Below are 25,608 nucleotides of genomic sequence, written 5' to 3' on the forward strand. Positions count from 1 at the left end.
GTTGGGCGGACGCTTACCGAAAAAGGAGGTTCCCATCCCGAGGGAGGAACCCCCAAGGGAATGGTGATGTAGGCCGGCTCAAGCAGAGCCGAAAGAGAGGTGGCATCCACCATCGGGGAGCGATGGCTATTCGCTGAATGGATGCTAAGCGAATGTGGTGTCGGTCAACGTAGCTAAGCTGCGTCGTAGCCTTCAGGACCAGGACTACTTGGGCGTGTTGCTGGATGAGTTGGCAGCCAGCGATTCACTGCTCTAGTGTTGGACAGGCGGAAGCTACGGTTTGGGTTGAAACCGCATTGGAGAGTCACCGCTTTGTGAGTTAACCGTGTGAGGACGATGCGGCTTTTCAGCTTGGTCGGCTAAATAGGGTTGTTACAGGTATCTGTAACAACCCTGGGTATTTGTATCTTTCATGTAGCAGGGGCGGTCAACCAACTACTGTTCACGGTTGCCAGTAAAGACGCATCCGAGATCACACCGGAGGTTTTCGGATCGAATCCAGGATGGCTAGCGCTAAATCCAGCCATGGCTTGAACCAATTGATCCACTTGAGCACCCAGCACATAGCCAGAACTACTTCCCCCCAGCGAAATTTTTTCAAGTTTGCTAACGGAAGCGTCGTACCAACCCTGAACGGTGATATCGGTATCGCTGCCAAGCAATTGGACACGCAGATCATTGCCAGATCGAGCGAACCACAATGATTGCCGAGTTTCATTGTCGACCTGAAGCTCGCCCCGTACTCCGCCAATACCATTGACGACAGTGTCATGCCCCTTGCCTCTGGCAGTGACATAACGGTCATAGCCACCACCACCGCTCAGAAGATCGTTACCTGCGCCACCTTGAAGACGATTTGCGCCTGCATCACCGGACAAGATGTCGTCATACGCCGAGCCCAGGACATTCTCGATTCCCGTCAGGCGATCAACCCCACCATAACCATTACTCGCGGTGCCTTTCGACAGGTCAACAAGAACGCCTGAAGGTGCGCCGTCATAGCTGACGGTATCTACGCCTTCACCGCCGTTCAGCGTGTTTTTTCCACCTTTACCAGACAACACATCCGCACCGGCGCCACCATTGAGTACGTTGTCCTGGCTGTCACCGCTCAGACGATCGGCGAAGGCACTTCCCATCAGGTTTTGCACATGGGTAAATCCGTCGAAATCACGTGGTGTTAGTGAGTCCAGCGATACATCGATCCCTCGCACCAATTTTGAATAATCCGCAGTGCTGACCCCGAGCAGATTGTCATACAGCGATAGGTTGTTCAGGTTCAGGCCGGTCAACGTTAGCAGTGGCCCCGCTGTCGCGTAGGAAACACGTGCCTGTGCGGAGGCATCTTGGTCCAGATATACGGTTGTTAAGCCAGTGCTGAGCAGCAACCTGTCGCCTCCAAGCCCGGCTTGGAAGTTTTTAACGAGGTGACCTTTCGCTCCAGCTATATCGGTGAACAAAAAAATGTCACGACCCGTGCCGCCCGTTAGACCTTGGTTACTACCAGCTCCAGAAATCAACAGACTTCCTGTCGCAGAAGCCGTAGCGACGGCATTGGTGCCGGACAAAAACTGGACATTGGCATACCCCAGTACCGATCCCAGCGCTGTTTTGTAGGTTTGCATACTGGTATTGGCTGCCGCATAGGCGTCCTGCGCTGCTGCCTGCGCAAACAGGATGGCGGCTGCCTTGTTCTTATCAGTGGCCGAAGCCCAGTCATAGCGGGTGGTGGTGATGACATCCACCCAGGTCCCAACGTTGGGGTTAAAAACATTGGTCGGAATGAATCGTTTTGTGGTCGTCGTACTGTTAGCCGGCAAGATACTGCCCAAACGATCACGGTTCCGAGTGATGAGCAACGATGCTTCGGATAATCGGGAAAGTGCATCCTGATAAAGAACCACCGTACGCCCCAAACCTTGTTCAAAGGCGCTCGCTGCAGTCCCGGCCAACTGGGCTGTTGACAGGTTTTTCGTGTCGTTGGCCTTTACCGCTTGTTCCAGTGCCGATTGCCGAGCTGCTGCGCTTGAGGCGACGGCCTGCCCCGCGGTAACTGCCGTAGAAAGTGAGCTGGTAATAGCGGTCAGGTCTGTGATGGAAGCACCCACCGCGCCAACACCTCGCTCAAGCTTTTCAGCAGGAGTGGAAGTCGATGACGGTGACGAAATATCTATCGTTTTTTGAATATAGAAAGCATCGGCGTTCAGGGCCGTTATTCTCTGAAAGCTTGTGACATAGCTTGGCCGTCCCAATAGCGGGTTTGTAGAGTTCCAATCTCTTGGCGTGGAAACGATGTATGTCTGAGCATCCTGGCTGGTCTGATAGCGGTAGGTGTTTTGATTCGGGTTCAGGAAAACCGAGGAAACCTGGGCCGCTAAACTGCGGATTGAGGTGATCTTGGTACTCAGAGCAGTCACCGCCGTCGTCGCTGTGTTAACAGCTGTGCCGGCCAGCCCCTTGCCTTGAGTGACGCTTCCCGATTCAAAAATTCGCTTTGTTTCCAAGGCTACGCTGGACACCGAAGGCACCAGGGGGATTTCTACCTGAGTGGTGAAGTACCCAGCCAACGAGGGGGCCCGGCCCGCAGTACTCGGATTTAGCGGATCGAAGGTGGGATTGGCCTGTTCCCAGGCTTGTTGCGTCGCAATGGCAAGTTCCACCCCATTGCTGCCCAGCCTGAGACCACTATTCAGTTCGATGGCCGCCAACTTGCGATAGTCCGCGGCAAACCAGTCTTGGACTGTAACCCGATCATGGCTGCCGAGTACCGTCAGCACCAGATTATTGCCTTCACGCGATAACCATAGATCGCTGGCCTTGATGCCCGCGCGCAATTTTAAGATCGAGCTGGGGCTAGCATTGCCCGAGACGCCGTTGAATACCGTATCCTGACCATCGCCGCGGTCGAAGACAAAAACGTCATTACCACCAGCGCCTTCAAGGCGATCATTGCCACGGCCACCTGTCAGTACGTTGTTCGTCGAGGAACCTGTCAGTATGTCGCGCCAGGCAGATCCAGCGATATTTTCAATGTTGTATAACGTGCTGCCGAAGCTGTCCTTACCAGTGGAAAGGTCCGCGGTGACGCTACCTGTAGCGTCGGCGTAACTAACTTGATCAACACCGCCGCCGCCATCAAGCCAGTAGCCTTGACCTTTAATCACCAACGTATCGTTTGCGGTGCCCCCTCTGAGCACCGACGCCCAGTCACCGCCGATCAATGTATCGCCGAGGTTTGAAGCCGTGATCTCATTTACATGCACTTGGCCGTCGTTGAGTGAATTACCTTGCAAACTACGCACGCCGGCCTGATTGAAACTGGCAAAGGAGAGGGCGCGAACGCCGCTGAAGTTGGCAAATAGGTTGAGGCTTTGGGCCGTGACACCCAACAAATCAACATAGCGTTGCCCGTCGGCTGCGCTAACCCGAAGGCCGCCCTGAATACTGGTAATTGCAGCCGCATTTCCCAGTCCCAGAAGCTGAATTTGGTCGCCGGCACTACCGGCTTGGAACCCCTGCAGGGTGACCTGGCCGCTGGCCTGACTGAGCAGCACATTGTCGACCTTGCTGTTGAGCACAAATCGTTGTGCTCCCTGGCCTGCAAGGACCAGGTTGTAGCCATTGTCTAATGAAACCGTTCCACCGGTAATACCGGTGTAGGCTTTGGCGTAACCGGCCGATTGGGCAAAAGCCCCCAAGGACGCATCTACACCGATTTTTAGATCCCTGAACAACTGCAGCACTGCGGTATAAGCAGTGAAGGTGTCCGCCGCAAAACCGGAGTCCTGAGGAGAAAAGAATGTATAACCACCAGGCAAATGTCCGGTGTAGGACTGATTGACCGGAACCAGGTTGTTCAGTCCGCCACGCAGTGCCTCTAACTGCGCAGCATAGGTCGCCCAAGCGCCCACGGTATTCAAATAGGATGTTGCGGCTGCACCCCATGCCGTTGCGGCTGTCTGAGCTTGGGCCTGAGCCGTGGCGCGACTGTCAACTGTTGATACCGCGTTGGCTACCTGAGCGGCACTTTGCGCCCGAGCGAGCGCGCTGGCCCCAGCGTCGACTGCTTGCAAGGTCGAGCGCACCGTCGTGTAGTAGGCGGTGCCCTGTTGCATCAACGTCAGGACATCCTTCCCGGCAGTATTTCCACGCTGAGTGGCGGGGTTGCTGCCTTCGTAAGTCGTAATGAGCGCCGGATCCTTCGTCTGGATGAGCGGGTTCGCATAACCTTGATAAGTATGTGAACGTGCGCTCGCCATCCAGGTGCGTAACGCGCTCATTAACCCAGTAAAATTTGGCGCATGAGTCGCTAACGCAGCATCAACCCCTCGTGCCTGACCCGCCGCCATAGCGGCGAAGTCCTTGGAGGCGTACTCAGCAAAAATCAGAGTTCCCGGATTGATGGGTGAGGTCGCGGGGCTGCTTGAGGTCTGCGCGCTCAAACCGATATCTACGATGTCCAGGCGCGCCCCGTTGTTGAGTGTGAAACCGGCGGTAGAGTCGATCAGCCCGCCTGCGATCTGTCGGCCATCATGAACCGATGTCAAATCAATGGACTTGATGTTCAGGGCCGCCAAAGTTCTTAGCTCGCCGGCGGTCGAAACGCCGTTTTGATCAGCGTCCACCCATACATTCAGTGCGTCAAAATAACTGGTACCAGTAAGCGGATTGACCAGTGCTGTCTCCCGGGAGAACACCGTACTCCCTGGCTTCGTCAGCTTAGCCAATGCTTCGAAGCCATTTTTTCCGGCCGGTCCCGTACTACCTGACACGACAAAAGCTTCACCAAACCATTCGGCAGCGCTATCGATAACACCGTTGCGGTTTGTATCAAAAACCAGGATGCCATTGTCCGCGCCCACCCAACCGACGGGGCGTTTTATCCCATCTGCGTGGAGGTCGAATACCGCGTTACTTTGGGAGGGGGCAACCAGTTTTATTCCATTGCCGGATAAATCCAGCACTAAAGGTAAACGGTGCAATGGTTGGTTGCCGAAACCCAACACTTGGACATTGAAAATGGAGGCGAGCGGGGTACTCCAGCGTTGCTGGGCATTATTGATTGCTTGCTGGATCGCCGCCGCCAAGCTATTCGACAACGCCAAGGAAGCGGGGATAGCCCCGCTCAACGCAATCGGTGCCCAGCGATCAGAAACGCCCTCCAATCCTAGGCGCCTTTGCAAATACCTCAAGGATGCCGCATTGTCTGTCCCCGCTGCCACCCCGTCGGCAGCTGTTCCGAGGGTATCTGTGGTTGCAGCTTGTTTGGCCTGAAGTGCTCCAGCCAGAGCTGAGTCGTTTGCTTGGATGGAGGACTTGGAAATAAACGCAGCCAAGTCCGATTCTGCGCCGGTGAACGTGGTGCCGTTTTGTTTCCAAGTGGTCTTGACTGGCACCCCATCAAAACCGTAGGTCTGCTCTACAGTCAATCCGCCATTGGCATTTTTCCAGATGACAACGACACCTTCGCTACTTAAGCGATATGTCGCAGATAAGTCGCCATAGCGATTTAATACAGAGACGTTTTGTTGGCCGATAGTTAGTTGGGCCTCTTTGGGAACATCGATCAAGGTGATCCCTGCAATACTCACTTGAGTACCGTTACTTCTGTATAAAACAGATGTTGCACTGCCAAACTCGGTTGATGAAAGATTTAGTTTAATATTTCCGTCTGCATCTAGCTCAACGTTACCAATGTTGTCAATTGAGATATTGGTCATGTCATCAAGCAGAACGTTAAAAGCGTTTTTATCAATGATGTCTGATAGGGTCGATAGTTTTATGCCAAAATAACCAAGGGTGGCATCCAAGCCAAGCGGAGTGAACAGACCCTTGTTGGATGCGTCTATTGTGATTTTTAATAACCCTGACAGCGTGGCTTCATCTACTCTTTCCTGCCAGCGGGAAAAAACTTCAGAGGTGTTTGTAAACTGAGCTTGTTTTGAAAGATATTCTGAATCGTAGTTTTGCCGGCTGACTTCTGTGGCAGTTTCAAGAAATTGAGCGGAGCTACTCAGTCCGCCAGTTCGATTGCCCCACATCGCCAATTCGGCAACAAATTGCAAATCCAAGCGGTTTCGATCCAAACCGCCAGGACCATTTGGGTTCTTACTGGCGGCGTCTAGGGCAAGATTTACATAGCGTTCAATAATAGTAAGTTGCTGCTCATCCGCAGCGTCGACTAAGCTGGTATGTGCCGATAATGCTTTGTCCACCATGGCCCGCTCAGTGCTACTTAGCTGCAAATTTTGGCTGGCTTTTGAATATAGACTGTCCGCCTGTGCCGAAGTTAGAGCACCCAAGCTAACTTCCGCGTCCAAGATGTTTCGGAAGGCAGTTCTAGCTATAGAGTTATTACCTACATCATTTTGAAGGGCGCCGAAGGATAGTCCGCTATTTCCAGTGGATAGTACGGACACATAGGGGCTAGTGTTACCAATCTCTGAACTGGATACTGATTTCTTAATGAAATCTCGTAACTGTTGATTGTCGAGCATAAGACCCCCCTCAAATGTATATCGATTTGGTTAGGATGGTAGTTTGAATGCAAGCCTATCCGCCGTAGCAGTTCTCGTAAATGGCTTTAACCTTCCACTGATCCGTATCAGTGAACTCATTTAGCATCGAAAAATGTCCGACCATTATATCGTTGCAAACGAAAACTCTTTCTGCGGTTTGATTGTGTTTATAAGTGCAGATACTGCCAAAGCTATGGTTTCCATTTGTAACTCCAACAGGGAAATCATAGATGTCAGAGCAATTTTTTATAGCTCCCGCGTAGCCTTTGCGTTTCAAACTTTCATTGAATGACTTTGTGCGTTTAATAATCGTTTTTGGGTCTTCTATCGTTCTCACGATTGACTCGTTTCCCTTCCACTCGACTTCTCGAGAGAAAACGCCAGTGGAAAACCCTGAAAGAATAAAAAATGCAATTAATAAATAATGTGTGCTGGCTCTCGCTGCAGAGGGTTTGTGTGCTTCATCCATTTTTGTAATCTCGTATTCTAGAGGCGGGGCTGTATGGGGCGGCAGTAGATGTTCTGGCGTAAATATTTTGGCTTTGTCTGGGAAGGCAGTTTTCCATGTTGTGCCTGAAGTTGGTTGCTCCTTCCTTAGCTCCCAGATCAATGTAGTAGGGGCCGCTAGCTTTAATGTCCACCGTAAGTTGGTGCGTTTCGGATTGGAAAGTGACGCGAGTTCTTAGTCCAGTGGCGTTGGTGTCTGGATAATTGCCCGTCTCTAGTATTCCGTTGTGAGCCTCTGATCTAGTAATGGTTGTGTCCCATTTGGGGTTTTTAACGGATAGTTCTTGAACGGTTTTTTGTGCGCATGAAATAACTTCCTGAGCCGACACCCGCGAATCTGTCTCCCAGCTTGTCCGTGAATGTGGCTCGATTAGGCTGCAACCGCTTAGCGTCAGTCCATATGTCAGCCAAACACTTGCCATAGGGAAAAAAGAAACTCTCATAGACAGACCTATTTTTGTGAGCGCACACAGAAGACTGTTTTCGAAGCCGAAGACCGAACCCGTTCGTGGAGAAAAGCTCATGCTGGCTCCTTAACGCTCTCTCAAGCTCTCATCGATATGCTGCTGCAACGGGCTCAAAAAGTAATCGAGCACTCGACGCTGATCGGTTTTTACTTCGGCCGTGACAGACATCCCGGGCGACAACGCTACGCTTTGCCCGTTGATGATGAGGCTGTTGGTTTTGAGGCGAATACGGCTGCTGTAGATAGGTCCGCGTTTTTCGTCCTCGATAGCGTCATTGGAGACGCTGAGTACCTCACCCTCGACGGTTCCGTAGCGAGTAAACGTAAAGGTTTCTACTTTTACGGTGACTGCTTGGCCGGCGCGAACAAAACCAACGTCTTTGTTCTCCAGCATCGCCTCTACTTCCACGGGCTGATCCATGGGAACGATGACCATCAGGGCTTGCGCGGGAGTGACGACACCGCCCACCGTATGTATGGCCAGTTGTTGTACGGTGCCCGCCACTGAAGCTTTAAGCTGGGTCAAGGTCTCTTGGTAATGCGCCTTCGCTAGCTGCTGAATCAGGCTTGCTTCTTTTTGGCTAGCCTCCTGTTGCAAATCAAGCATGGCTCGCCGGGTTTGGGCCACCACACCTTCGCGGCGGCGCCGGGCTTCATTTTGTGCCGCAGTGGACTGCGCCACGCTTGCCTGTTGCACGCTGAGTTGTCGTAATACATCCAGACGAGCCTGCTCTTTTTGCAGATATTCGTGACGCGCCACGTACTGCTGGGTGAGCAAGCGTTCATAGTCCTCAGCCAGTCGAGTGGCGATCGGCAGGGTAGTGCGTAAATTCGACACCTGAACCTGGGCCGCCTGGATATCTGCACTGCGTTGAAGAATCTCGGCGTCTGCCAGTTCGAGCTGACTTCTGTACTCCTGATATTGCCCCTGTAACCATCGCTGAGTGGCAAGGAGCTGATCAGCATTTGCGTCTTGCAGGCTTTCATGCGGAAGCCTTGGTTCCTGCGGATGGTTAATGGCTTCTAACATGGCGGTACTGCGAGCCTGATCAATGCGCGCGGCCAGCAAGTCGCTTTGAAGGCGCCGAACCTCTGCATCCGCCGAAGTGGGGTCCAGTTCAATCAATACCTCACCAACACTGACAAGCTGGCCGTCGCTGACATGAATCGCTTTGACCACGGCTGTTTCACTGGACTGGACGAGCTTGGTTTTCCCACTAGGAACAATTTTTCCTGGGGCGACGGCCACCACCTCGATCTTTCCAAAATACGCCCAAGACAGTGCTAGAACAGCAAACACAATGATGGTCCAGACTAAGATTCTGGGTGCTGGGTGGGAGGGGCTTTCTTGCAGCGTCAAAGCCGCCGGCAAAAACTGCAACTCATGGGGCAAACGCTTTGGGGGTTCCATACGTTTGCGTTGTCGCCAGGATTCACCCCAGACTTGTCGATACCGTTGTAATAGTGCCAAGTCCATTTCTACCGACTCCTTGCCTGCACTCAACTCTGCTGCATGCGGTGTAAGCGTGAATAATGCCCCGCTTGGTGGGCCAGCAACTCGAGATGGGTACCTTGCTCAACGATCTGCCCGCGATCCACTACAAGAATACGGTGGGCGTCGCGTACTGCTGACAGCCGGTGGGCAATGATGATCACCGTGCGACCAGCACAAATACTTTGCATGTTCTGTTGAATGACCCGCTCTGATTCATAATCCAGAGCACTGGTGGCTTCGTCGAAAATCAGAATGCTGGGATTGCCGATCAACGCCCGAGCAATAGCGATCCGTTGCCGCTGGCCGCCGGAGAGCGAAGCACCATGTTCACCAACTCCAGTGTCGTAGCCTTCCGGTAACTCGAGGATAAATTCGTGCGCGCCGGCCATTTTGGCGGCATGCATGACGTTCTCTAGTGGGCAGCCAGGGTCAGTCAATGCGATGTTTTCACGGATGCTGCGGTTGAACAGCATGTTGTCCTGAAGCACTACGCCGATCTGTCGGCGTAATGACGACACGTCGGCCAGCGCCAGATCCATGCCATCAACTAGCACGCGTCCACGCTCCGGGACATAAAGCCTCTGTAACAGGCGTGTCAGAGTGCTTTTTCCTGAACCTGAACGACCTACGACACCAATTACTTGGCCAGCCTGGATCTGCACACTGACGCCTCGCAAAACCTCTGATCCATCGAGGCGGTAACGGAAATGCACTTGATCAAATTCGATGTGACCCTGAAGTGAGGGTAATGCGCTGCGCGCCGTTTGAGACAGCTCTGTGGGGGTATTGAGGATGTCCCCCAGACGCTGCACTGACACCCCCGTTTGCTGGAAGCTGGTCCATAGCTGAGCAAGACGCATAATTGGTTGGGATACTCGACCGGCCATCATGTTGAAGGCAATTAGCGCACCTACCGTCAATTGGCCCTCAATCACCAACCGCGCGCCCATCCAGAGTGTCGCGACGGTCACTAGCTTGCCAATGAAAGACACGCTTTCATTGGCAATCGCCGATAGGTTTTGTGTCTTGAACCCCGCTGCAACGTATCCCGCAATCTGGTCTTCCCATTTGCGTGCCACTTGAGGCTCAACCGCCATGGACTTTAGCGTGTCGATACCATTCACGGTCTCCACCAGAAAAGCCTGATTCTGGGCTCCACGATTGAAACTGTCCTGTAATCGAGCTCGTAGCAGAGGGGTCACAATAAGAGACACCAGGAAATACAGGGGCAGGGATAGTAGGACGATCAATGTTAACCAGGCGCTGTAATAGAACATCACGACGATGAACACTACCGAGAACAACACATCAAGAACGACGGTGATGGCGTTCCCGGTAAGAAAGCTGCGGATGTTTTCCAGTTCGCGAACACGCGCTACTGAATCCCCTACACGTCGAGCCTGAAAATACGCCAAGGGCAGGTTCAACAAATGACGAAACAACCGCGAACCTAGTTCTACGTCGATACGGCTGGCGGTATGGGCGAATAGGTAAGTGCGCAGCCCACTCAATGCGGACTCAAACACCATGATCCCCAGTAGACCGATGGCGACAACGTCCAACGTGGTCAGCCCGTGGTGCACCAGGACTTTGTCCATGACCACTTGAAAAAACAGCGGTGTGACCAATGCAAACACTTGCAGTACAAAGGAGACCAGCAGTACTTCGCCTAATAGCTTGCGATATTTGACGATGGCAGGAATGAACCAGGTAAAGTCGAAGCGGGAGTTTTCACGCTGTAGGTTCGCATCGGAGCGTACCAGGATCAAAGTACCCGACCACCGTCCCTGCAACGTTTCCAGCGCTATGACCTCTGCTCGTGCCACACGGGGGTCATGGATAACCGCTTTGCTTTGGTCGACCTTGGCAATAATGAAAAAATCACCGTTATGATCAGTGGCAATCGCGGGAAGGGGGGTATGTTCCAGACGGCTTGCAGTCGTTTGTACGGACTTGGCTTTAAGACCTACTCGTTGAGCGGCTAGCAGCATCTCTCGTGAGCTAAAAAGGCCGCCCTCGCTGCAAAATTCATGAGTCAGTTGCTCAGCACTGACAGCAACGTTGTGCAACCGAGCAAGCATGACCAGGCAGATAAGGCCTGTATCTACTGGCGCATCAACGTTTGCTTGTTGTTCATTCATATCGCGTCCATGCCTGCAAAGTCTGTGATGACTCGGGTCTCAACCATCCGTTAAGAGATGTGTACGCCACACATATGATGGCTTTATGACGCCTGTGAATTATCGATGGGTCGTCCGCCGGGGCTGGCCTAGCCTTTGGCTAAAAGGGCTTACGGGCATCGGGCGGGAGGAAGTCGCGATCAGCGTTGTAGCTTTTGGTCAGATACATGGCCAAGCTCGACAGGTCGGCGGGGCTTAGTGTGCCGGCCGTCTGTTTGAGTTTTAACGTGTCGATGATGTAGTCATAACGCGCATTGTTGTATTCCCTGACGGCGTTATAGAGCTGACGTTGGGCGTTGAGTACGTCGGCTGTATTGCGTGTTCCCAACTCCCGACCTACCTGGCTGGCCTTTACCGATGCCTGAGTGGACAGAATTGTCTGCCGACGGGCGATGACTTGTTCAACATCCGAATTGACTGCACGGTGCAGGTTGCGCACGTTCTGCACAACCTCATGGCGCAGATCTTCTCTCTCATCTTCGCTTTGGGATAGGCGCTCAGTCGTTTCTCGCACTTGCGAGCGCGTTGAGCCGCCCGAGTACAGAGGGATATTCAACTCAATCCCGACACTTCGTTGCGCCACATTACCTTGATAATCGGAGCGATTGAAATCGGTGGGATTGCTATAGCCGAAGCTGTCGTTGTCACCTCTGCGATATGAAACCACCGCATCTAAGGTTGGTGCGAAACCTGCTTTACGTTGACGTTGAACATGTTCGGCGGCGGCGACTGCAAAGCTGCTCGCCTGCAGTGAAAGGTTTTGCCGTACAGCAGTGATTACCCATGCATTGGCATCATTGGGCTGCGGCGTCTCAATAGGGAGCTGATGCTCTATACCCTCGATCGTCGAATAGTCTTGTCGTGTTAGACGCGATAGGGCCTCGAAGGCGTCGTCAACCTTGCGTTCAGCCAGCTTGCGATTAGCCTGGGCATTATCAAATGCAGCTTGGGCGTCTAGCACGTCTGTGAGACTTGCGGCACCATTTTCCAGACGAGACTGAGCTTGCTCCTGTTGTCGCTTAAGAGCCGACTCCTCTGCCTTTGACGCTGCCAGTAAATCCCGTGTGCGCAACACCTCAAAATAGGCTTGGGCAGCTTTTAGAATCAGCTCTTGCTCTTTGGCCGAATGCTCCAGCTCCGCCTGATTGGTACTGGCCTGAGCCGCCTCGAGAGCAAACCAGCGATCGAGGCGAAATATTGGTTGATTCAAATTCGCCTGGAAGACTGATTGACTGCGAGTGCGGGTTAATGTCGGGGCATCACGCTCCAGTCGTACGGACTCAATATTACCGCCCGCGCTGAGAGTAGGGAGCAAGCCAGCGCGCGCCTGGGGAACAGCTTCACGCTGGGCAGCGACTGCATGTCTGGATGCAGATAAGGTCGCATCATTGATAACCGCTTGCTGATATATGCCTAGCAAATCTGCAGTTTTGTCAGGTGGATTGACAGCGGCCCACAAGCAGTTGCACAGCAGGCAACTCAAAATGCCGCAGATCCTGGCGGAGTAAATCATGGAAGTCCATTTGGTAGGGGAGTATTGACCGATTCTGTACACGGCAAAGATTTTCGCCGCTCCCAATATTAAGAGTCTTATTGTTACCGTTTCAGGTCATATCCCTACGTCAATCCATATGAGTGACTTGGCCGAAAGCAGTTCTCTGAGCGATCACTCAGGCGTTGGATGGCAACGCCCGTGACTGGATGACGGTGTGCGGCTTAGGTCAGTTTGCAATCCCCGGATACGGTTCATTGAACTCATGGGGGCGCTACAGCAGGAGCAGCTTCACGACCCCATTTAGTTATCCAAGAAATCCGTGAGTAACTGTCCAGACCGGACGCTTTCCGTCCGACTGGCTATGAGTAGAAGAAAATGGCACAGCCCGGAATCACGCCTTTCTGGTCCTTGATACTCCTCGAAAATGAGTCCAGAATTAAGTCTTTTCCTGCTCCGGAAAGAAAATAAACCCCTTAGATTTCAATGAGTAGGACACCAGATACGAGTCTCGTTTCCCGCTCCAAGCATTAAAAAATGGATCTCTGAAAAGAGGTCCATTTTTTTTCGTCCAAAGAAAAGTTTTTCATAGGTTCTTTCCGCGACATCCTCTGAAAACATTCAAATCCAGGCCCAATGGATACATTTTTCAGTACATCAATCTGGTGCTTGGCAGATCGTTTTTTTGCAGTAAGCCCCACTGAAAAGCGTACAAATCTCCTCAAACCGTACGAGGCTGAGATTGGAGGATGACGCTCGTCGATACCCTCGGTGCAAGCTTATCGTGATCGTCGCTTTCCAGCCTCCTGGCTGAGGCATCGAGCCCGTTCCAACCCCTTCGTATAACGCTTGCTTCTACTTATTCATAACCTGGGCTGTTTGCTCCCAAACCCGGCTGCGCCTAGGTTAGCGCCTAGCCGAGCTTCAAGCTTTGCGTAAAAGAACAACAACAAGAGAAGCGAAAAATGCCTGTGATAACCATCGGTATGGTGGGAATCGGCCAGCTTGGCCTTCCTATCGCAACCAACCTGCTTGCGGCCGGATTTCGCGTTGTCGGTTACCGACGTCGAGATCGTGAAGCCTTCATCCGTCAGGGGGGCATCGCGCTCGAAAGCCCAGCCGCCGTAGCGGCGCAATCAAACTTCATCCTCACTTGCTTGCCCAGCGAAGTGGCCCACATGGGAATCATGGAGGGGCCTGATGGCCTGCTTCAGTCCATAGGACCGCAGCACACGCTCATCGAGATCGGCACCTATCACAAAGCCTTCAAGCAACGAATGGCTCAGCGTATCGAACAATGTGGTGCGCGGGTGTTGGAAGCGGAGGTTAGTGGTACTCCATCCATGGTTTCCCTACGCAAGGCTTCCTTGTTTCTGGGCGGTGACCCTGACCTGGTAGAGCACTGCAAGCCTGTGCTCGATGCGATCGCCGACATCCAGTTCCATATCGGTGGGTTTGGGTGTGCGGTCGCGATGAAATTGATCGCCAACTATCTGGTGACTATTCACACCCTGGCCGCAGCCGAGGCGCTAAACCTGGGCGTGAAAGCAGGGTTCAGCGCACAGCAGGTGGTTGAGGTAATACGCCAAAGCGCGGGTGGCTCAACGATGTTCAGTGCAAGAGCACCGATGATGGCCGATCGTCACTTCCTGCCGGCGCCAGGACCTTTCGCCACGCTGGAAAAATACATCGACATGGCCAGTGAGCTGTCCGAGGAACTCGGTAGCGCCGCGCCTTTGTTCAATGCCGCCAAGCCCTACTTTCTAAGGGCTATCGAAGAAGGCATCGGTGAAGAAGATATCTCGGCAGTGATCAAGTTGATCGAAGCCGACTCCCAGGCCGACTCCCAGGCACCTTCCAAAAAAGAGAAAACAACATGCTGATTGAACAACGTACCTATCAACTCAAGCCTGGCGCCCTGCACGAATTCCTGCGTGCTTACGAGGAGGAGGGGCTGCCACTTCAGGGCGAGGCACTGGGCAACCTGATCGGTTATTTCAAGCCGGAAACGGGGGACATCAATCGGGTCATTCAGTTGTGGGGATACTCCAGCTATGAGGACCGTGCCCAACGCCGCGCGGCGCTGTCCAGCGACCCAAGGTGGCGCACGTTCCTCGGCAAGAACGGCCATCTGGTGGTTGCCCAGCAGGTGGAACTGCTGAGCGCCGCGCCCTTTTCCCCTATCCGTTAAGAGGAGCATCCAAAATGATTCGTTCTCTACAACACGTAGGCGTGACCGTTCCAGACCTGGAAGTAGGTCGTTCCTTCTACGAAGCTGTTGGGCTCGAAGCCCGCATGGCAGGTGAGCATTTGGTGTTGCGTTGCAAAGGGCGCGCCCAGGATCAAGTGCGGCTGATGCCAGGTACTACAAAGCAACTCAGCTACATCTCGTTTGGTACCGATGCTGAGGGGTTGCAGACTATTCGCGAAAACCTGAGCTATCACGGTGTGGTCATCCATCCGGCACCTTTTGATATTGGGCAAGATGGGGTGTGGTTTCGTGACCCCTCCGGTGATTGGATACACGTCAGTGAGGCCGACTCCATGTCGATGGCTCCGTTACCGGCGCCAGAGTTGAACACCCCGGGCCGTTACCGCCGCATCGGTCAGCGCGGGTGCACACCGTCCTCGAAGTTGCGTCGAGTGACACCGTTGCGCTTGGGTCACTTGATCAAATTCACCCCCGATGTGGATCGTTCGATTGACTTCTATACCCGGGTGCTAGGCATGAAAGTCTCTGATCGCGCGGGGGACAAGATCGCCTTTCTGCGGTGTGGCTGTGGCGGTGATCACCATGTACTGGGCCTGGCCAAGAGCAGCCATAGCGGCCTGCACCATCTGAGTTTTGAGGTGATGGGTATTGATGAGATCGAATTGGGCGCTCAACACCTGATGAGCCTGGGCTACGAAAGCGCTTTTGGCCTGGGCCGACATGTGGCCGGTTCCAACTACTTTCATTACATCCGCGACCCTTGGGACAGCATGGTCGAATACTTCTGGGACATCGATGTCATTCCCGAAGATGACAGCGAATGGCTGGCTATCGACGGGGCACCACCAGACCTGATCGCCGTGTGGGCAACCAATCCACCTCCTGAGACGTTCATTCAGAACTTCGAGGCGGCGCGTGATGAGTGACAGCTCTGCGACCAAGGAACTGCTGGCAGGGATGTTGAACAAGCCGCTGTTCGTGGTCATGCGTACGCCACGGGATCTGACCCGCGTACCAGAGCTGCTGGACGCCCACTTGAAGTGGGCGATTCTGGCGCAGCAACGCGGCGAGTTGTTTGCTTCCGGCCCCTTTGTCTCGGATCAGACCTTTCCGGGTGAACTGGGCGGCATGAGCATTCTGCGTGCGGCGGATCAGGCCGAAGCGCTGCGCATCGTCCAGTCAGATCCCTTTATTGCCCAGGGTATTTATGACGTAGAGGTACGCAAGTGGCTGCTCATGGAAGGCGGCCTCACGCTTCACGTCAGCTTTTCCAACCAACGCTTTTCGCTCCTGTGATGGTGGCCCCATGAAGTATCAGCTTTTCACCTATCGGACGGATGTCCAGTCAAACGCTACCGGCCTGCTGGTTGGCGAATATGCCTATGATCTCGGTCAGCTTGTGGCCACGGCAGGCCTTGAGTTGCCGACAGCTTCCATCGATACATTGCTCGATAGTTGGGAGACGTCCAATCCGCAGCTGCAAAAGCTTGCAGTGGCGGTGTTTGAAGCGCCAGCGCTCTATGAGTCGCAGCGGCTTGATCTTGCCACTTTGCACTTTGCTCCGTTTCTGGAACGTCCAGGCACGATCTATTGCGCGGGAGCAAACTATCGTGACCATGTCGAAGCCATGGCCCGTGCGTTCAACATGAAACTGTCGCTGGATCCGCGCAGCGAGGGCATTGCTCCCTGGCATTTCATCAAACCCGGCCGCGGCAGTCTGGTCGCACACAAGCAAGCGGTGGACTTTCCGGAAGGTGTCCGCATGCTCGATTGGGAAGCCGAGTTGGCGGTGGTGATCGGCAAGAGAGCATCGCGCGTCTCCATTGAAGATGCACTCGACTATGTGGCGGGTTACACCTGCGCCAATGACCTGTCCGCGCGTGATCGACTGCGCCGCGAGCAAGTCGATCCGAGCTCGCCGTTTCGCTTCGACTGGATTGGACACAAATGCTTCACCGGTTCTTGCCCACTCGGCCCGTACCTGACGCCAGCACAATTTGTGAAAGACCCCGAAAACTTGAATATCAAGCTGTCGAGGAACGGCGCGTGGGTACAGGATTCCAATACCCGCAACCATATGTACGGCGTTGCAGAGCAGATTTCCTATCTGAGCCAGACCATCGACCTGTTTCCCGGTGATGTGCTGTTGACGGGAACACCGGCAGGCGTGGGCATGGAAAGCCACACATTCCTGGACCGCGGCGATGTATTGAAAGTCTGCATCGAAGGGCTCGGCGAGCTGGAAACCACTATTCGCTAATACCGTGCTAACGGCCGGGCAATCAGTGCCCGGCCATTGAATAACTCAACTGTTTGCAGCGTCCTGACAAATGACGGTGTGCATCGCTGCACCTGAAATTTGCCAGCCGTTTTTAAGTAACGCCAATGCTGAAAGTTCCAAAAAAACTCTCCTCCGTAATACAAAAATAAAAATGGAACATGAGATGAACGCACTAAAATCACCTACCTTGCGCACGTCAAACGTCTGGATCAGCACCCTCTGCATCGGTCTTCTTTGTGTTCCGCTTGCCCAGGCAACAGAGGGCGGCGGCAGTTCATACCCACTGGGTGTGAATACGGTCGGCGCGGGAAAGATGCCACCGCCAGGCTTTACCGAGTTCTTCTACTTGTCCGACTACAGTGCGAACAAAACACTGGACGGCGAGGGCGATAAAAAACAGGGTATTCACAACTTTGACCTTAACGTCCAGGCATTGTCGATACGCGTGGATTACGTCTATCAGGACTTCTCGATACTGGGTGCCAAACTGGCCAGTCGCCTTGCCTTGCCCTTGATCAAGGGTGACATCAGTTTCGATGTCGATACGCCTCGTGGTCGCGTTCATCGCAGCGACCATCAAGAAGGTGTCGGGGATCTGACGGTGGTTCCATTTGTATTGGGTTGGAGCTCTCCACGGTACCACCAGTTACTCGGTCTGGATGTGTTTGCGCCCATTGGGTCCTATGACAAGGACCGCCTTTTCAACCCGGGTCGAAATACATGGGCTTACGGGCCCTGGTATTCATTTACCGCCTATCCGCTGGAGAATCTGGAGGTCAGCGCCAAGCTCATCTACATGATCAATGGCGAGAACTCCGAAACCAACTATCGCTCCGGCCGTGAGTTCAACGCTGACTACAACATCGGCTACAACATCACCCGCGAATGGCAAGTGGGCGTGAACGGCTACCTGTACAAGCAGGTCAGCGATGATGAGAAAAATGGCCAGACCTACCTGGATGGCAACCGTGGCCAGGTCGCCGCGATCGGCCCCGCGATCAAATACCAGACCCCGGCAATCGGGTTTGTCATGAAATGGCAGCACGAGACGAAGGTCGAGAACCGGGCCGAAGGTGATCGAATCTGGCTGCAGGCCGTTTACCGATTCTGAACATCGCCTCCTTCATGGGCAGTCATAAAACACGTGGCGGCCCTAGTACGAACATCACTGTCCAATAATTAAAACCAGGTGAAACCATGACTGGAATATCCAAGTGGCACGTACTGATCGGTGGATTTATCGCCTACCTCTTTGATGCGATGGAGATCATCCTGCTAACACTCGCTTTGCCCGTTATCCGCCAGGACCTGGGTCTCAGCCTCCATGAGGTGGGTGCGCTGGCTAGCGCTACATTGCTGGGTATTGGCGTGAGCGGCGTTGCCACAGGTTGGTACTCCGACAACTTCGGCCGGCGCAAGGCATTGATTGCATCGCTGGCGATCTTCGGCGCACTGACCTGTGTCTTTGCATTCGCTCATGATCTCTACGTAATGGCGGGCCTGAGGTTTCTCTCAGGTCTTGGGCTCGGCGGGGTATGGACGATCCTCTCGGCTTATATCGTCGAAACATGGCCGCCCAAGCAACGCGCCAGAGCCATCTCCTTCGTAATCAGTGCCTTCCCGATTGGCGCCATCGCGGCTGCCCTGGCGGCGAAGTTCATGCTGCCGGAATGGCGTTTTATGTTTTTCGTGTCCGGCGCCGCGGTGATCCTGCCGATCATTTATGTGTATTTTCTGATTCCGGAATCGCCGGCCTGGAAGGCTCAGCGCGATACACAGGGCACTGCTGCGCAGCGGATATCGGTCAGGGAGATTTTTTCGCCTGAGCTACTTCGTTACACCCTGCTGGGGTCTCTTGCAGCCAGTTTTGCGTTGCTCGGATCCTGGGGCGTCAGCACATGGCTGCCCACCTACCTGATACAGGACCGTGGCTTGACTGTGGCGTCGATGACCAGCTTTATGGCGGTACTCCATCTCGGGAATTTCTTTGGCCTGAACGTATTCGGCTTCATCGCCGACCGCATTGGCAAGCGGCTTACGATTGTCATATCGTTGTTGCTGACATCCATGATGGCGCTGGTCTATGTCTATACCCTCCACACCCAGTCGCTGATCTGGATAGGGGCGGGGTACGCATTTTTCATGGTGTTCGCCGGGTTGTTCGGTTCTTACTTCAGCGAGATGTACCCCATCCGGGTGCGAACGCTTGGGGCGGGCTTCTGTTTCAATGTGGGCCGAGGGCTGGCGGCTTTTGCACCCGTGCTGCTCAGTGGCATCGCCAGCTTTTATAGCCTGGCAGCGGGATTGATCGTCTGCGCCGGCTTCTACGTCATCTCCGCAGTGTTCGTGATTTCCATGCCAAGGAATAACACAGTGAGCGAGGTGAGTACTCAGGCTGCCGCTTCAGACATTGCCAAGGAGGCAATCGGTTGACCTGATTCGTGGGTGCCAATGCCTCGTATCTACGGATGCGGGGCATTTTTTTTGGCTCCAAAAAAGGCAGATATCTCTATAAAAATTTCAGATAGCGCGAATAACTAATATTTGCTTCTTTTATTTATTGGGCAACGGGAAGATGAAACCCAGACAACAATAAATAAGAGGACATCCCTCATGATCAACCTGCATGACATTCGATACATACGGTTGGGTACCGCGAATCTGGACGAAGCGCGTCGCTACGCCACGCAGGTGCTCGGACTGCAGGTCGCCCGAGAAGCCAACGGCGCGGTGTACTTCCGATCGGACAGTCGCGACCACACGCTCTGCTATTACGAGGGCGATCCGCAGGAAACCACGACGGCGTTCGAGGTCAGGACAGCGCAAGACCTGGAAGACGCCGCGGTGTTGCTGGAGCGTCATGAATTCGACGTACAGCATGGCTCGCGTGCAGACGCTGAAGTGCGCTATGTCGACGACTTCATTCGCTTCAAGGATCCCAGCGGCAACAACATCGAACTGGTCTTGCGTCCCCATGCCAGCGGGCGACGCTATTTCCCGAGTCGCGATGCCGGCATCACCGGTTTCAGCCACATTGGCTTGCGCACCCTGAATGCCCGGCGTGACGAACTGTTCTGGACTCAGCTGGCAAACGCCAGGGTCAGTGACCGAATTGGCGAGGCGCCGCTACTGCGCATCGACGAGGTCCATCACAAGATCGCGTTGTTCCCTTCGTCCCATCCCGGTGTGCAACACATCAACCACCAAGTGGAATCCGTCGATGACTTGATGCGCGCCTACTACTTCCTGGTTGAGCGGGGCATACGCATCCTCTTTGGTCCGGGCCGCCACCCCACCTCGGGCGCGATGTTCCTCTACTTCGAGGGACCTGACGGCATGACCTACGAATACTCGACAGGGGTCAGCCTGATCTCTCCAGAGAATGATGCAAGCCATCAGCCTCGGCAGTTTCCGGCGGAGGGCGCGGGATTCTGCGCCTGGGGTGCGAAGCCTGACATTCCGGAATTCAAATCGTGAGTCGCGTGCCAACACCCAGCCGCGAACAGCAATCGCAGGTACGCGTGGCCGCGCGCGCCTTGTCCCGCGCCGGTCTGGTGCACGCCTACGGACACTGCAGCCTGCGGCTGGATGAGGAGCATTTTTTGGTTTGCGCAGCGCAACCGATGGGTTTGATCCGGCCGGGCGAGCCAGGCGTTGTGGTCCCGATCAAAGGTGAGTTGCCCGAGGGTGTGCTGGGTGAGGTCCGCATCCACCAGCAAATATACCGTCGCCGCCCGGATGTCCACGCAGTGATTCGAAGCATGCCTGCCCAGGTCATGACGCTGTCTTGCGCAAGGCTGACTCCCAGTCCGCGCCATGGCATGGGCAGCTATTTTCAGCAGCCAATCCCGCTGTGGGACGACCCGCAGCTGCTGCGCAGCGACGACCAAGCCAGCGCCTTGGCCAATCAATTAGGGCAGGGCAATGCGCTGGTCATGCGTGGCAATGGCGCCATCGTCGTTGGCGCGTCACTGATCGAAGCGTTGACGCTGACCTGGTACCTGGAAGACGCCGCGCGGATTGAATTGCAACTGCACAGCGCAGGTCTTGCCGCTCAAGGGCCGGTACTCGACGCGCAAAGCTGCGCGCAACGGGCTGTCACCAGCGGCCGAATCTACGAACGCATGTGGGAATACCTGACGGCGGGCGATCCCGAAGCCAGCGTTCCAACACTCTAAAACAAGAAGGAATACCTTATGCCTGCGAAAGAATTCCGCCATTTCATCAATGGTGAATGGGTGAGTAGCGCCCGTACCTTCGAGAACCGGAACCCGGCCGATAACAGCCTGATCGGCTTGGTGCACGAGGCCGGCAAGACTGAAGTCGACGCCGCCGTGCGAGCTGCGCAAGCGGCATTGAAAGGCCCGTGGGGCAGCATGACTGTGGCCCAGAGAACGGCCTTGTTGCACAAGGTGGCCGATGGCATCGAACGTCGCCATGAAGAGTTTGTGGCTGCGGAAGTGGCCGATACCGGCAAACCCCGCGCCCTCGCCGGACATTTGGACATTCCCCGTGGTGCGGCCAACTTCAAGGTGTTCGCCGACCTGATCAAGAATGTGCCGACCGAAAGTTTCGTGATGGATACGCCTGACGGTGGCAAAGCCGTGAACTACAGCGTGCGAGCACCGCGTGGCGTCATCGCCGTTGTTTGCCCCTGGAATCTGCCGCTGTTGCTGATGACCTGGAAGGTCGGGCCGGCCCTGGCCTGTGGCAATACCGTTGTGGTCAAACCATCCGAAGAAACACCGGCCACTGCCACGCTGCTCGCCGAGGTCATGAACGAAGCCGGCGTGCCACCCGGTGTGTACAACGTGGTGCATGGCTTCGGCGGCGACTCGGCCGGCGCGTTCCTCACCGCTCACCCAGAGGTTAATGGTGTCACCTTCACCGGTGAAACCGGCACGGGCGAGATCATCATGAAGGCCGCAGCGAAAGGTATCCGCCCGGTATCGCTGGAGCTGGGCGGCAAAAACGCCGGCATCGTTTTCGCCGATGCGGACCTGGAAAAGGCGGTCAAGGGATTGGGGCGCGCTGTGTTCGAGAACAGCGGTCAAGTGTGCCTGGGGACCGAGCGCATCTACGTGCAACGTCCGTTGTTCGAGCGCTTCGTCGCTGCATTCAAGGCCCACGCCGAAGGCATCAAAGTGGGTGATCCCAATCAGCACGACAGCACCATGGGGCCGGTGATCTCGCTTGGCCACCGCGAGAAAATTCTCTCTTACTGCCGTCAGGCTGTCGCCGATGGCGCCACGGTGGTCCACGGCGGTGGCATTGCACAGGTGCCGGAGCACCTGGCCGAAGGGGCCTGGTTCGAGCCGACGATCTGGACCGGCCTTGCGGAAACCTCGGCCGTGGTGCGCGAGGAAATCTTCGGCCCGGTTTGCCACATCGCTCCTTTTGATACCGAAGAAGAAGTCGTCCGCCTGGCTAACGATACCCCCTATGGACTCGCCGCCAGCGTGTGGACCTCCAACCTGCAGGTCGCCCATCGTTTGGGCAGCGCGCTGGACGTGGGCGTCTGCTGGATCAACTCGTGGTTCCTGCGCGACCTGCGTACCGCCTTCGGCGGCGCCAAGCAGTCGGGTATCGGCCGTGAGGGGGGCGTGCATTCGCTTGAGTTCTACACCGAGCTGCGCAACGTCTGTGTGCGGCTGTAAGGAGCTATTCATGAATAAGCAAGAGATTAACGTTCTCGGCCACCAACTGCACCAGGCCCTCTGCAATTGCGAGGCTCTGGCACCGTTGACTGACACCTATCCGGACATGACCCTGGAGCAGGCCTATCAGGTGCAGCTGTCGATGATTCAGCGACGTCTTGACGATGGCCAAAGGATCATTGGAAAAAAGATCGGCGTCACCAGCAAAGTGGTGATGGACATGCTCGGCGTCGATCAACCGGACTTCGGTCATCTGCTCTCGGACATGCTTTACGCCGACGGCGCCGCTATCGCCATCGACGGCTTGATCGCACCCAAGGCCGAAGGCGAGATCGCTTTCGTGCTCAAGGAAGACCTGCGCGGCCCGGGCATTACCGTCGCCGATGTGCTGCGCGCTACCGCCTATGTGATGCCGTGCTTCGAGATTGTCGATTCGCGCATCCGTGACTGGAAAATCCGCATCCAGGACACCGTTGCCGACAACGCCTCGGCCGGGGCTTTCGTCCTGGGCGGGCAGGGCGTGGCCCCGCGTGACGTCGACCTGGCCTGTGTCGGCATGACCCTGGAAAAGAATGGTGAAGTGGTCGCGACCGGCGCGGGCGCCGCAGCCCTCGGCCATCCGGCGAATGCCGTGGCCTGGCTGGCCAACAAACTCGGCCAACTGGGCATCGGCCTCAACAAGGGCGAAGTCATCCTCTCCGGTTCACTGGCCGCCATGGTGCCGGTTAAGGCGGGTGATCAATTGCGCATCAGCCTGGGCGGTATCGGCTCGGCCTCCGTTCGTTTCGTTTGAAGGAAACCCTTATGAATCTCTCTGCAAGCACTATCGCCCAACTGGCCGAACACCTGGAAAACGCCGAGCTCAACCGTGAGCCGGTGGCCAAGATCACCGACGCCCACCCGGACATGGACTGGGAAGACGCCTATGCGATTCAGGACGCCATTCGCCAGCGCAAGGAGTCCCGCGGTGTACGAATTGCCGGCCTGAAAATGGGCCTGACTTCTTTCGCGAAGATGAAGCAAATGGGGGTCACTGACCCGATCCACGGCTTCCTCACGGACTACGGTTCTTGCCTGGACGGCGCGGCTATCGATGTTGACGGCTTGATCCATCCCAAGGTCGAGGCCGAGATCGCCTTCGTCCTCAAGTATCCGCTCAAGGGCCCGGGCATCCATGTTGGCGACGTATTGGCTGCCACCGATTTCATCCTGCCGGCGGTCGAAGTGATCGACTCGCGCTACGAGAACTTCCGCTTCGATCTCAAGAGCGTGATTGCCGATAACACCTCTTCGGCACGCTTCGTCACCGGCGGACAAATGAGTGGCGTGCAGGGCATTGACCTTAAATGCCTGGGTGTGGTGCTGGAAAAGAACGGCGAAGTAGTCGCCACCGGTGCCGGCGCCGCGGTGCTCGGGCATCCGGCGCAGAGCGTCGCAATGCTGGCCAACATGCTCGGTGCCAAGGGGCGTGAACTGCCGGCGGGCTGCTTCATCATGACCGGTGGCATCACCGAGGCCATTGCCGTTGCTGCCGGGGACAACATCACCGTCCGCTACCAGCATTTGGGCAGCGTCTCCATGCGCTTCACTTCGTCCAGCCAGCGTTGATCCGGAGCTATCGACCATGCCTATCGCCATGATCCACCTCGCCGAAGGACGCAGTGAAGAGAAGAAGCATGCACTGTTGCTCAACGTCACCCAGGCCATCGCGCAAAGCCTCGATGTGCCCGTAGATAGCGTACGCGTGCTGCTTCAAGAGATTCCCGAAACCCAGTGGGCTGCGGGTGGCAAGACCCTTGCCGAACGCCGGCGTGGTAACGCCTGATCCCAGGCTGTGTGCAACGACAGGACACAATAACAATGAGCAATCCAATCAGCGTCGCAATCATCGGCTCGGGCAACATCGGCACTGACCTGATGATCAAGATTTTGCGTCACGGCAAGCACCTGAAAATGGCCGCTATGGTCGGCATCGACCCGACCTCTGATGGTTTGGCCCGCGCCCAACGCATGGGCGTGGCGGTGACCCATGAAGGTGTTGAAGGCCTGACCCGCATGGACGAATTCAAGGACATCGATTTCGTCTTCGATGCCACCTCGGCTGGCGCCCACGTGAAGAACGACGCCTTCCTGCGCTCGATCAAACCCGGCATCCGTCTGATCGACCTGACACCTGCAGCCATCGGCCCGTATTGCGTGCCGGTGGTCAATCTGGAACAGAATCTCGGCCAACTCAACGTCAACATGGTCACCTGCGGTGGCCAGGCGACCATCCCCATGGTCGCAGCGGTATCACGCGTGGCCAAGGTGCACTACGCCGAAATCGTTGCCTCGATCGCCAGCAAGTCCGCGGGTCCCGGCACTCGTGCCAACATCGACGAATTCACCGAAACCACCTCCAAGGCTATCGAAGCGATCGGCGGCGCAGCCAAGGGCAAGGCGATCATCGTGATGAACCCGGCCGAACCGCCGCTGATGATGCGTGACACGGTGTTTGTGCTGTCCGAAGCCGCTGATCAGACACTGGTCGAGGCCTCCATCGAAGAGATGGCGGCCGCCGTACAGGCCTATGTGCCGGGCTATCGCCTCAAGCAAAAAGTCCAGTTCGACGTCATCCCTGAAGACGCACCACTGAACATACCGGGTCTTGGCAAGTTCTCCGGTCTCAAAACCTCAGTGTTCCTCGAAGTCGAAGGTGCCGCCCACTACCTGCCAGCCTATGCCGGCAACCTCGACATCATGACTTCCGCTGCCTTGGCCACCGCCGAGCGCATGGCGCAGTCGATGCTCAACGCCTGAG

The 25,608-nt window shown here is 55.3% G+C and carries 18 protein-coding genes and 1 pseudogene; 14 read left to right on the top strand and 5 right to left on the bottom strand.

Annotation, left to right across the window (positions count from 1 at the left end; translation table 11 throughout):
* Positions 1 to 410 precede the first annotated feature (410 nt).
* The 5 genes from AC1RO5_RS02190 to AC1RO5_RS02210 all read right to left on the bottom strand — a co-directional run bounded on the left by AC1RO5_RS02190 (position 411) and on the right by AC1RO5_RS02210 (position 12,679).
* Positions 411 to 6,497 carry a beta strand repeat-containing protein gene (locus AC1RO5_RS02190; RefSeq protein WP_493172338.1) on the bottom strand — a complete coding sequence of 2,029 codons (6,087 nt, stop codon included), beginning with the start codon at positions 6,495 to 6,497 and terminating at the stop codon, positions 411 to 413.
* A gap of 55 nt (positions 6,498 to 6,552) precedes the next feature.
* Positions 6,553 to 6,987 (bottom strand): hypothetical protein, encoded by a 435-nt coding sequence (locus AC1RO5_RS02195; protein WP_493172340.1) that lies wholly within the window; start codon positions 6,985 to 6,987, stop codon positions 6,553 to 6,555.
* A 571-nt stretch (positions 6,988 to 7,558) separates the two neighbouring features.
* Positions 7,559 to 8,968, bottom strand: a complete 1,410-nt coding sequence (locus AC1RO5_RS02200) for an HlyD family type I secretion periplasmic adaptor subunit (RefSeq protein WP_493172342.1) — start codon at positions 8,966 to 8,968, stop codon at positions 7,559 to 7,561.
* Positions 8,969 to 8,991: 23 nt separating this feature from the next.
* Positions 8,992 to 11,127, bottom strand: coding sequence for a type I secretion system permease/ATPase (locus tag AC1RO5_RS02205; protein WP_493172344.1), 2,136 nt, complete (start codon positions 11,125 to 11,127; stop codon positions 8,992 to 8,994).
* Positions 11,128 to 11,266: 139 nt separating this feature from the next.
* Positions 11,267 to 12,679, bottom strand: a complete 1,413-nt coding sequence (locus AC1RO5_RS02210; RefSeq protein ID WP_493172346.1) for a TolC family outer membrane protein — start codon at positions 12,677 to 12,679, stop codon at positions 11,267 to 11,269.
* A gap of 938 nt (positions 12,680 to 13,617) precedes the next feature.
* On the opposite strand from AC1RO5_RS02210, the pseudogene AC1RO5_RS02215 reads away from it, so the two are divergent.
* The 14 genes and pseudogenes from AC1RO5_RS02215 to AC1RO5_RS02280 form a co-directional block, all read left to right on the top strand.
* Positions 13,618 to 14,541, top strand: a pseudogene (locus AC1RO5_RS02215) (NAD(P)-dependent oxidoreductase); the annotation flags it as partial.
* Positions 14,535 to 14,849: an NIPSNAP family protein gene (locus AC1RO5_RS02220; protein WP_007938251.1), complete on the top strand. Its 315-nt coding sequence runs from the start codon at positions 14,535 to 14,537 to the stop codon at positions 14,847 to 14,849. The pseudogene AC1RO5_RS02215 and the gene AC1RO5_RS02220, both read left to right, overlap by 7 nt.
* A gap of 14 nt (positions 14,850 to 14,863) precedes the next feature.
* Complete coding sequence (locus AC1RO5_RS02225) at positions 14,864 to 15,796, top strand: VOC family protein (RefSeq protein ID WP_493172348.1); 933 nt, start codon at positions 14,864 to 14,866, stop codon at positions 15,794 to 15,796.
* The gene (locus tag AC1RO5_RS02230; protein ID WP_493172350.1) at positions 15,789 to 16,166 is read left to right on the top strand and encodes a YciI family protein; all 378 of its coding nucleotides are present in this window, start codon (positions 15,789 to 15,791) and stop codon (positions 16,164 to 16,166) included. Before AC1RO5_RS02225 ends, AC1RO5_RS02230 begins: the two co-directional genes overlap by 8 nt.
* Positions 16,167 to 16,176: 10 nt before the next feature.
* On the top strand, positions 16,177 to 17,130 hold the full coding sequence (locus AC1RO5_RS02235; protein WP_008157157.1) for a fumarylacetoacetate hydrolase family protein: 954 nt from the start codon (positions 16,177 to 16,179) through the stop codon (positions 17,128 to 17,130).
* Between the two features lie 184 nt (positions 17,131 to 17,314).
* A complete protein-coding gene (locus AC1RO5_RS02240) occupies positions 17,315 to 18,262 on the top strand; it encodes a SphA family protein (protein WP_493172432.1) in 948 nt (315 codons plus the stop codon).
* An 86-nt stretch (positions 18,263 to 18,348) separates the two neighbouring features.
* Positions 18,349 to 19,584 carry an MFS transporter gene (locus AC1RO5_RS02245; RefSeq protein ID WP_493172352.1) on the top strand — a complete coding sequence of 412 codons (1,236 nt, stop codon included), beginning with the start codon at positions 18,349 to 18,351 and terminating at the stop codon, positions 19,582 to 19,584.
* A gap of 180 nt (positions 19,585 to 19,764) precedes the next feature.
* Complete coding sequence (locus tag AC1RO5_RS02250) at positions 19,765 to 20,628, top strand: VOC family protein (protein WP_192408447.1); 864 nt, start codon at positions 19,765 to 19,767, stop codon at positions 20,626 to 20,628.
* Positions 20,625 to 21,329 carry a class II aldolase/adducin family protein gene (locus AC1RO5_RS02255; protein WP_493172354.1) on the top strand — a complete coding sequence of 235 codons (705 nt, stop codon included), beginning with the start codon at positions 20,625 to 20,627 and terminating at the stop codon, positions 21,327 to 21,329. Before AC1RO5_RS02250 ends, AC1RO5_RS02255 begins: the two co-directional genes overlap by 4 nt.
* Positions 21,330 to 21,347: 18 nt before the next feature.
* Entirely contained in the window at positions 21,348 to 22,808 is a 1,461-nt protein-coding gene (locus AC1RO5_RS02260; RefSeq protein ID WP_493172356.1) for a 2-hydroxymuconic semialdehyde dehydrogenase, read from the top strand.
* Between the two features lie 10 nt (positions 22,809 to 22,818).
* Positions 22,819 to 23,601: a 2-oxopent-4-enoate hydratase gene (gene dmpE / locus AC1RO5_RS02265; RefSeq protein ID WP_493172358.1), complete on the top strand. Its 783-nt coding sequence runs from the start codon at positions 22,819 to 22,821 to the stop codon at positions 23,599 to 23,601.
* Positions 23,602 to 23,612: 11 nt separating this feature from the next.
* The gene (gene dmpH, locus AC1RO5_RS02270; protein WP_493172360.1) at positions 23,613 to 24,416 is read left to right on the top strand and encodes a 2-oxo-3-hexenedioate decarboxylase; all 804 of its coding nucleotides are present in this window, start codon (positions 23,613 to 23,615) and stop codon (positions 24,414 to 24,416) included.
* 16 nt (positions 24,417 to 24,432) lie between these two features.
* Positions 24,433 to 24,633: a 2-hydroxymuconate tautomerase family protein gene (locus tag AC1RO5_RS02275; protein ID WP_007971593.1), complete on the top strand. Its 201-nt coding sequence runs from the start codon at positions 24,433 to 24,435 to the stop codon at positions 24,631 to 24,633.
* Positions 24,634 to 24,668: 35 nt separating this feature from the next.
* Entirely contained in the window at positions 24,669 to 25,607 is a 939-nt protein-coding gene (locus AC1RO5_RS02280; RefSeq protein WP_095966100.1) for an acetaldehyde dehydrogenase (acetylating), read from the top strand.
* The last annotated feature ends 1 nt before the right edge of the window (position 25,608 follow it).

Source organism: Pseudomonas sp. GW822-FHT02G04 (assembly GCF_058802085.1).

What these genes read in the sequence shown, in the direction of transcription:
- AC1RO5_RS02235 (WP_008157157.1), top strand. Translation starts at nt 16,177, where the DNA reads ATGAAGTATCAGCTTTTCACCTATCGGACGGATGTCCAGTCAAACGCT.
- dmpH (WP_493172360.1), top strand. Translation starts at nt 23,613, where the DNA reads ATGAATCTCTCTGCAAGCACTATCGCCCAACTGGCCGAACACCTGGAA.
- AC1RO5_RS02230 (WP_493172350.1), top strand. Translation starts at nt 15,789, where the DNA reads ATGAGTGACAGCTCTGCGACCAAGGAACTGCTGGCAGGGATGTTGAAC.
- AC1RO5_RS02260 (WP_493172356.1), top strand. Translation starts at nt 21,348, where the DNA reads ATGCCTGCGAAAGAATTCCGCCATTTCATCAATGGTGAATGGGTGAGT.
- AC1RO5_RS02275 (WP_007971593.1), top strand. Translation starts at nt 24,433, where the DNA reads ATGCCTATCGCCATGATCCACCTCGCCGAAGGACGCAGTGAAGAGAAG.
- AC1RO5_RS02205 (WP_493172344.1), bottom strand. Translation starts at nt 11,127, where the DNA reads ATGAATGAACAACAAGCAAACGTTGATGCGCCAGTAGATACAGGCCTT.
- AC1RO5_RS02200 (WP_493172342.1), bottom strand. Translation starts at nt 8,968, where the DNA reads ATGGACTTGGCACTATTACAACGGTATCGACAAGTCTGGGGTGAATCC.
- AC1RO5_RS02280 (WP_095966100.1), top strand. Translation starts at nt 24,669, where the DNA reads ATGAGCAATCCAATCAGCGTCGCAATCATCGGCTCGGGCAACATCGGC.
- AC1RO5_RS02240 (WP_493172432.1), top strand. Translation starts at nt 17,315, where the DNA reads ATGAACGCACTAAAATCACCTACCTTGCGCACGTCAAACGTCTGGATC.
- AC1RO5_RS02220 (WP_007938251.1), top strand. Translation starts at nt 14,535, where the DNA reads ATGCTGATTGAACAACGTACCTATCAACTCAAGCCTGGCGCCCTGCAC.
- AC1RO5_RS02190 (WP_493172338.1), bottom strand. Translation starts at nt 6,497, where the DNA reads ATGCTCGACAATCAACAGTTACGAGATTTCATTAAGAAATCAGTATCC.
- AC1RO5_RS02250 (WP_192408447.1), top strand. Translation starts at nt 19,765, where the DNA reads ATGATCAACCTGCATGACATTCGATACATACGGTTGGGTACCGCGAAT.
- dmpE (WP_493172358.1), top strand. Translation starts at nt 22,819, where the DNA reads ATGAATAAGCAAGAGATTAACGTTCTCGGCCACCAACTGCACCAGGCC.
- AC1RO5_RS02210 (WP_493172346.1), bottom strand. Translation starts at nt 12,679, where the DNA reads ATGATTTACTCCGCCAGGATCTGCGGCATTTTGAGTTGCCTGCTGTGC.
- AC1RO5_RS02225 (WP_493172348.1), top strand. Translation starts at nt 14,864, where the DNA reads ATGATTCGTTCTCTACAACACGTAGGCGTGACCGTTCCAGACCTGGAA.
- AC1RO5_RS02195 (WP_493172340.1), bottom strand. Translation starts at nt 6,987, where the DNA reads ATGGATGAAGCACACAAACCCTCTGCAGCGAGAGCCAGCACACATTAT.
- AC1RO5_RS02245 (WP_493172352.1), top strand. Translation starts at nt 18,349, where the DNA reads ATGACTGGAATATCCAAGTGGCACGTACTGATCGGTGGATTTATCGCC.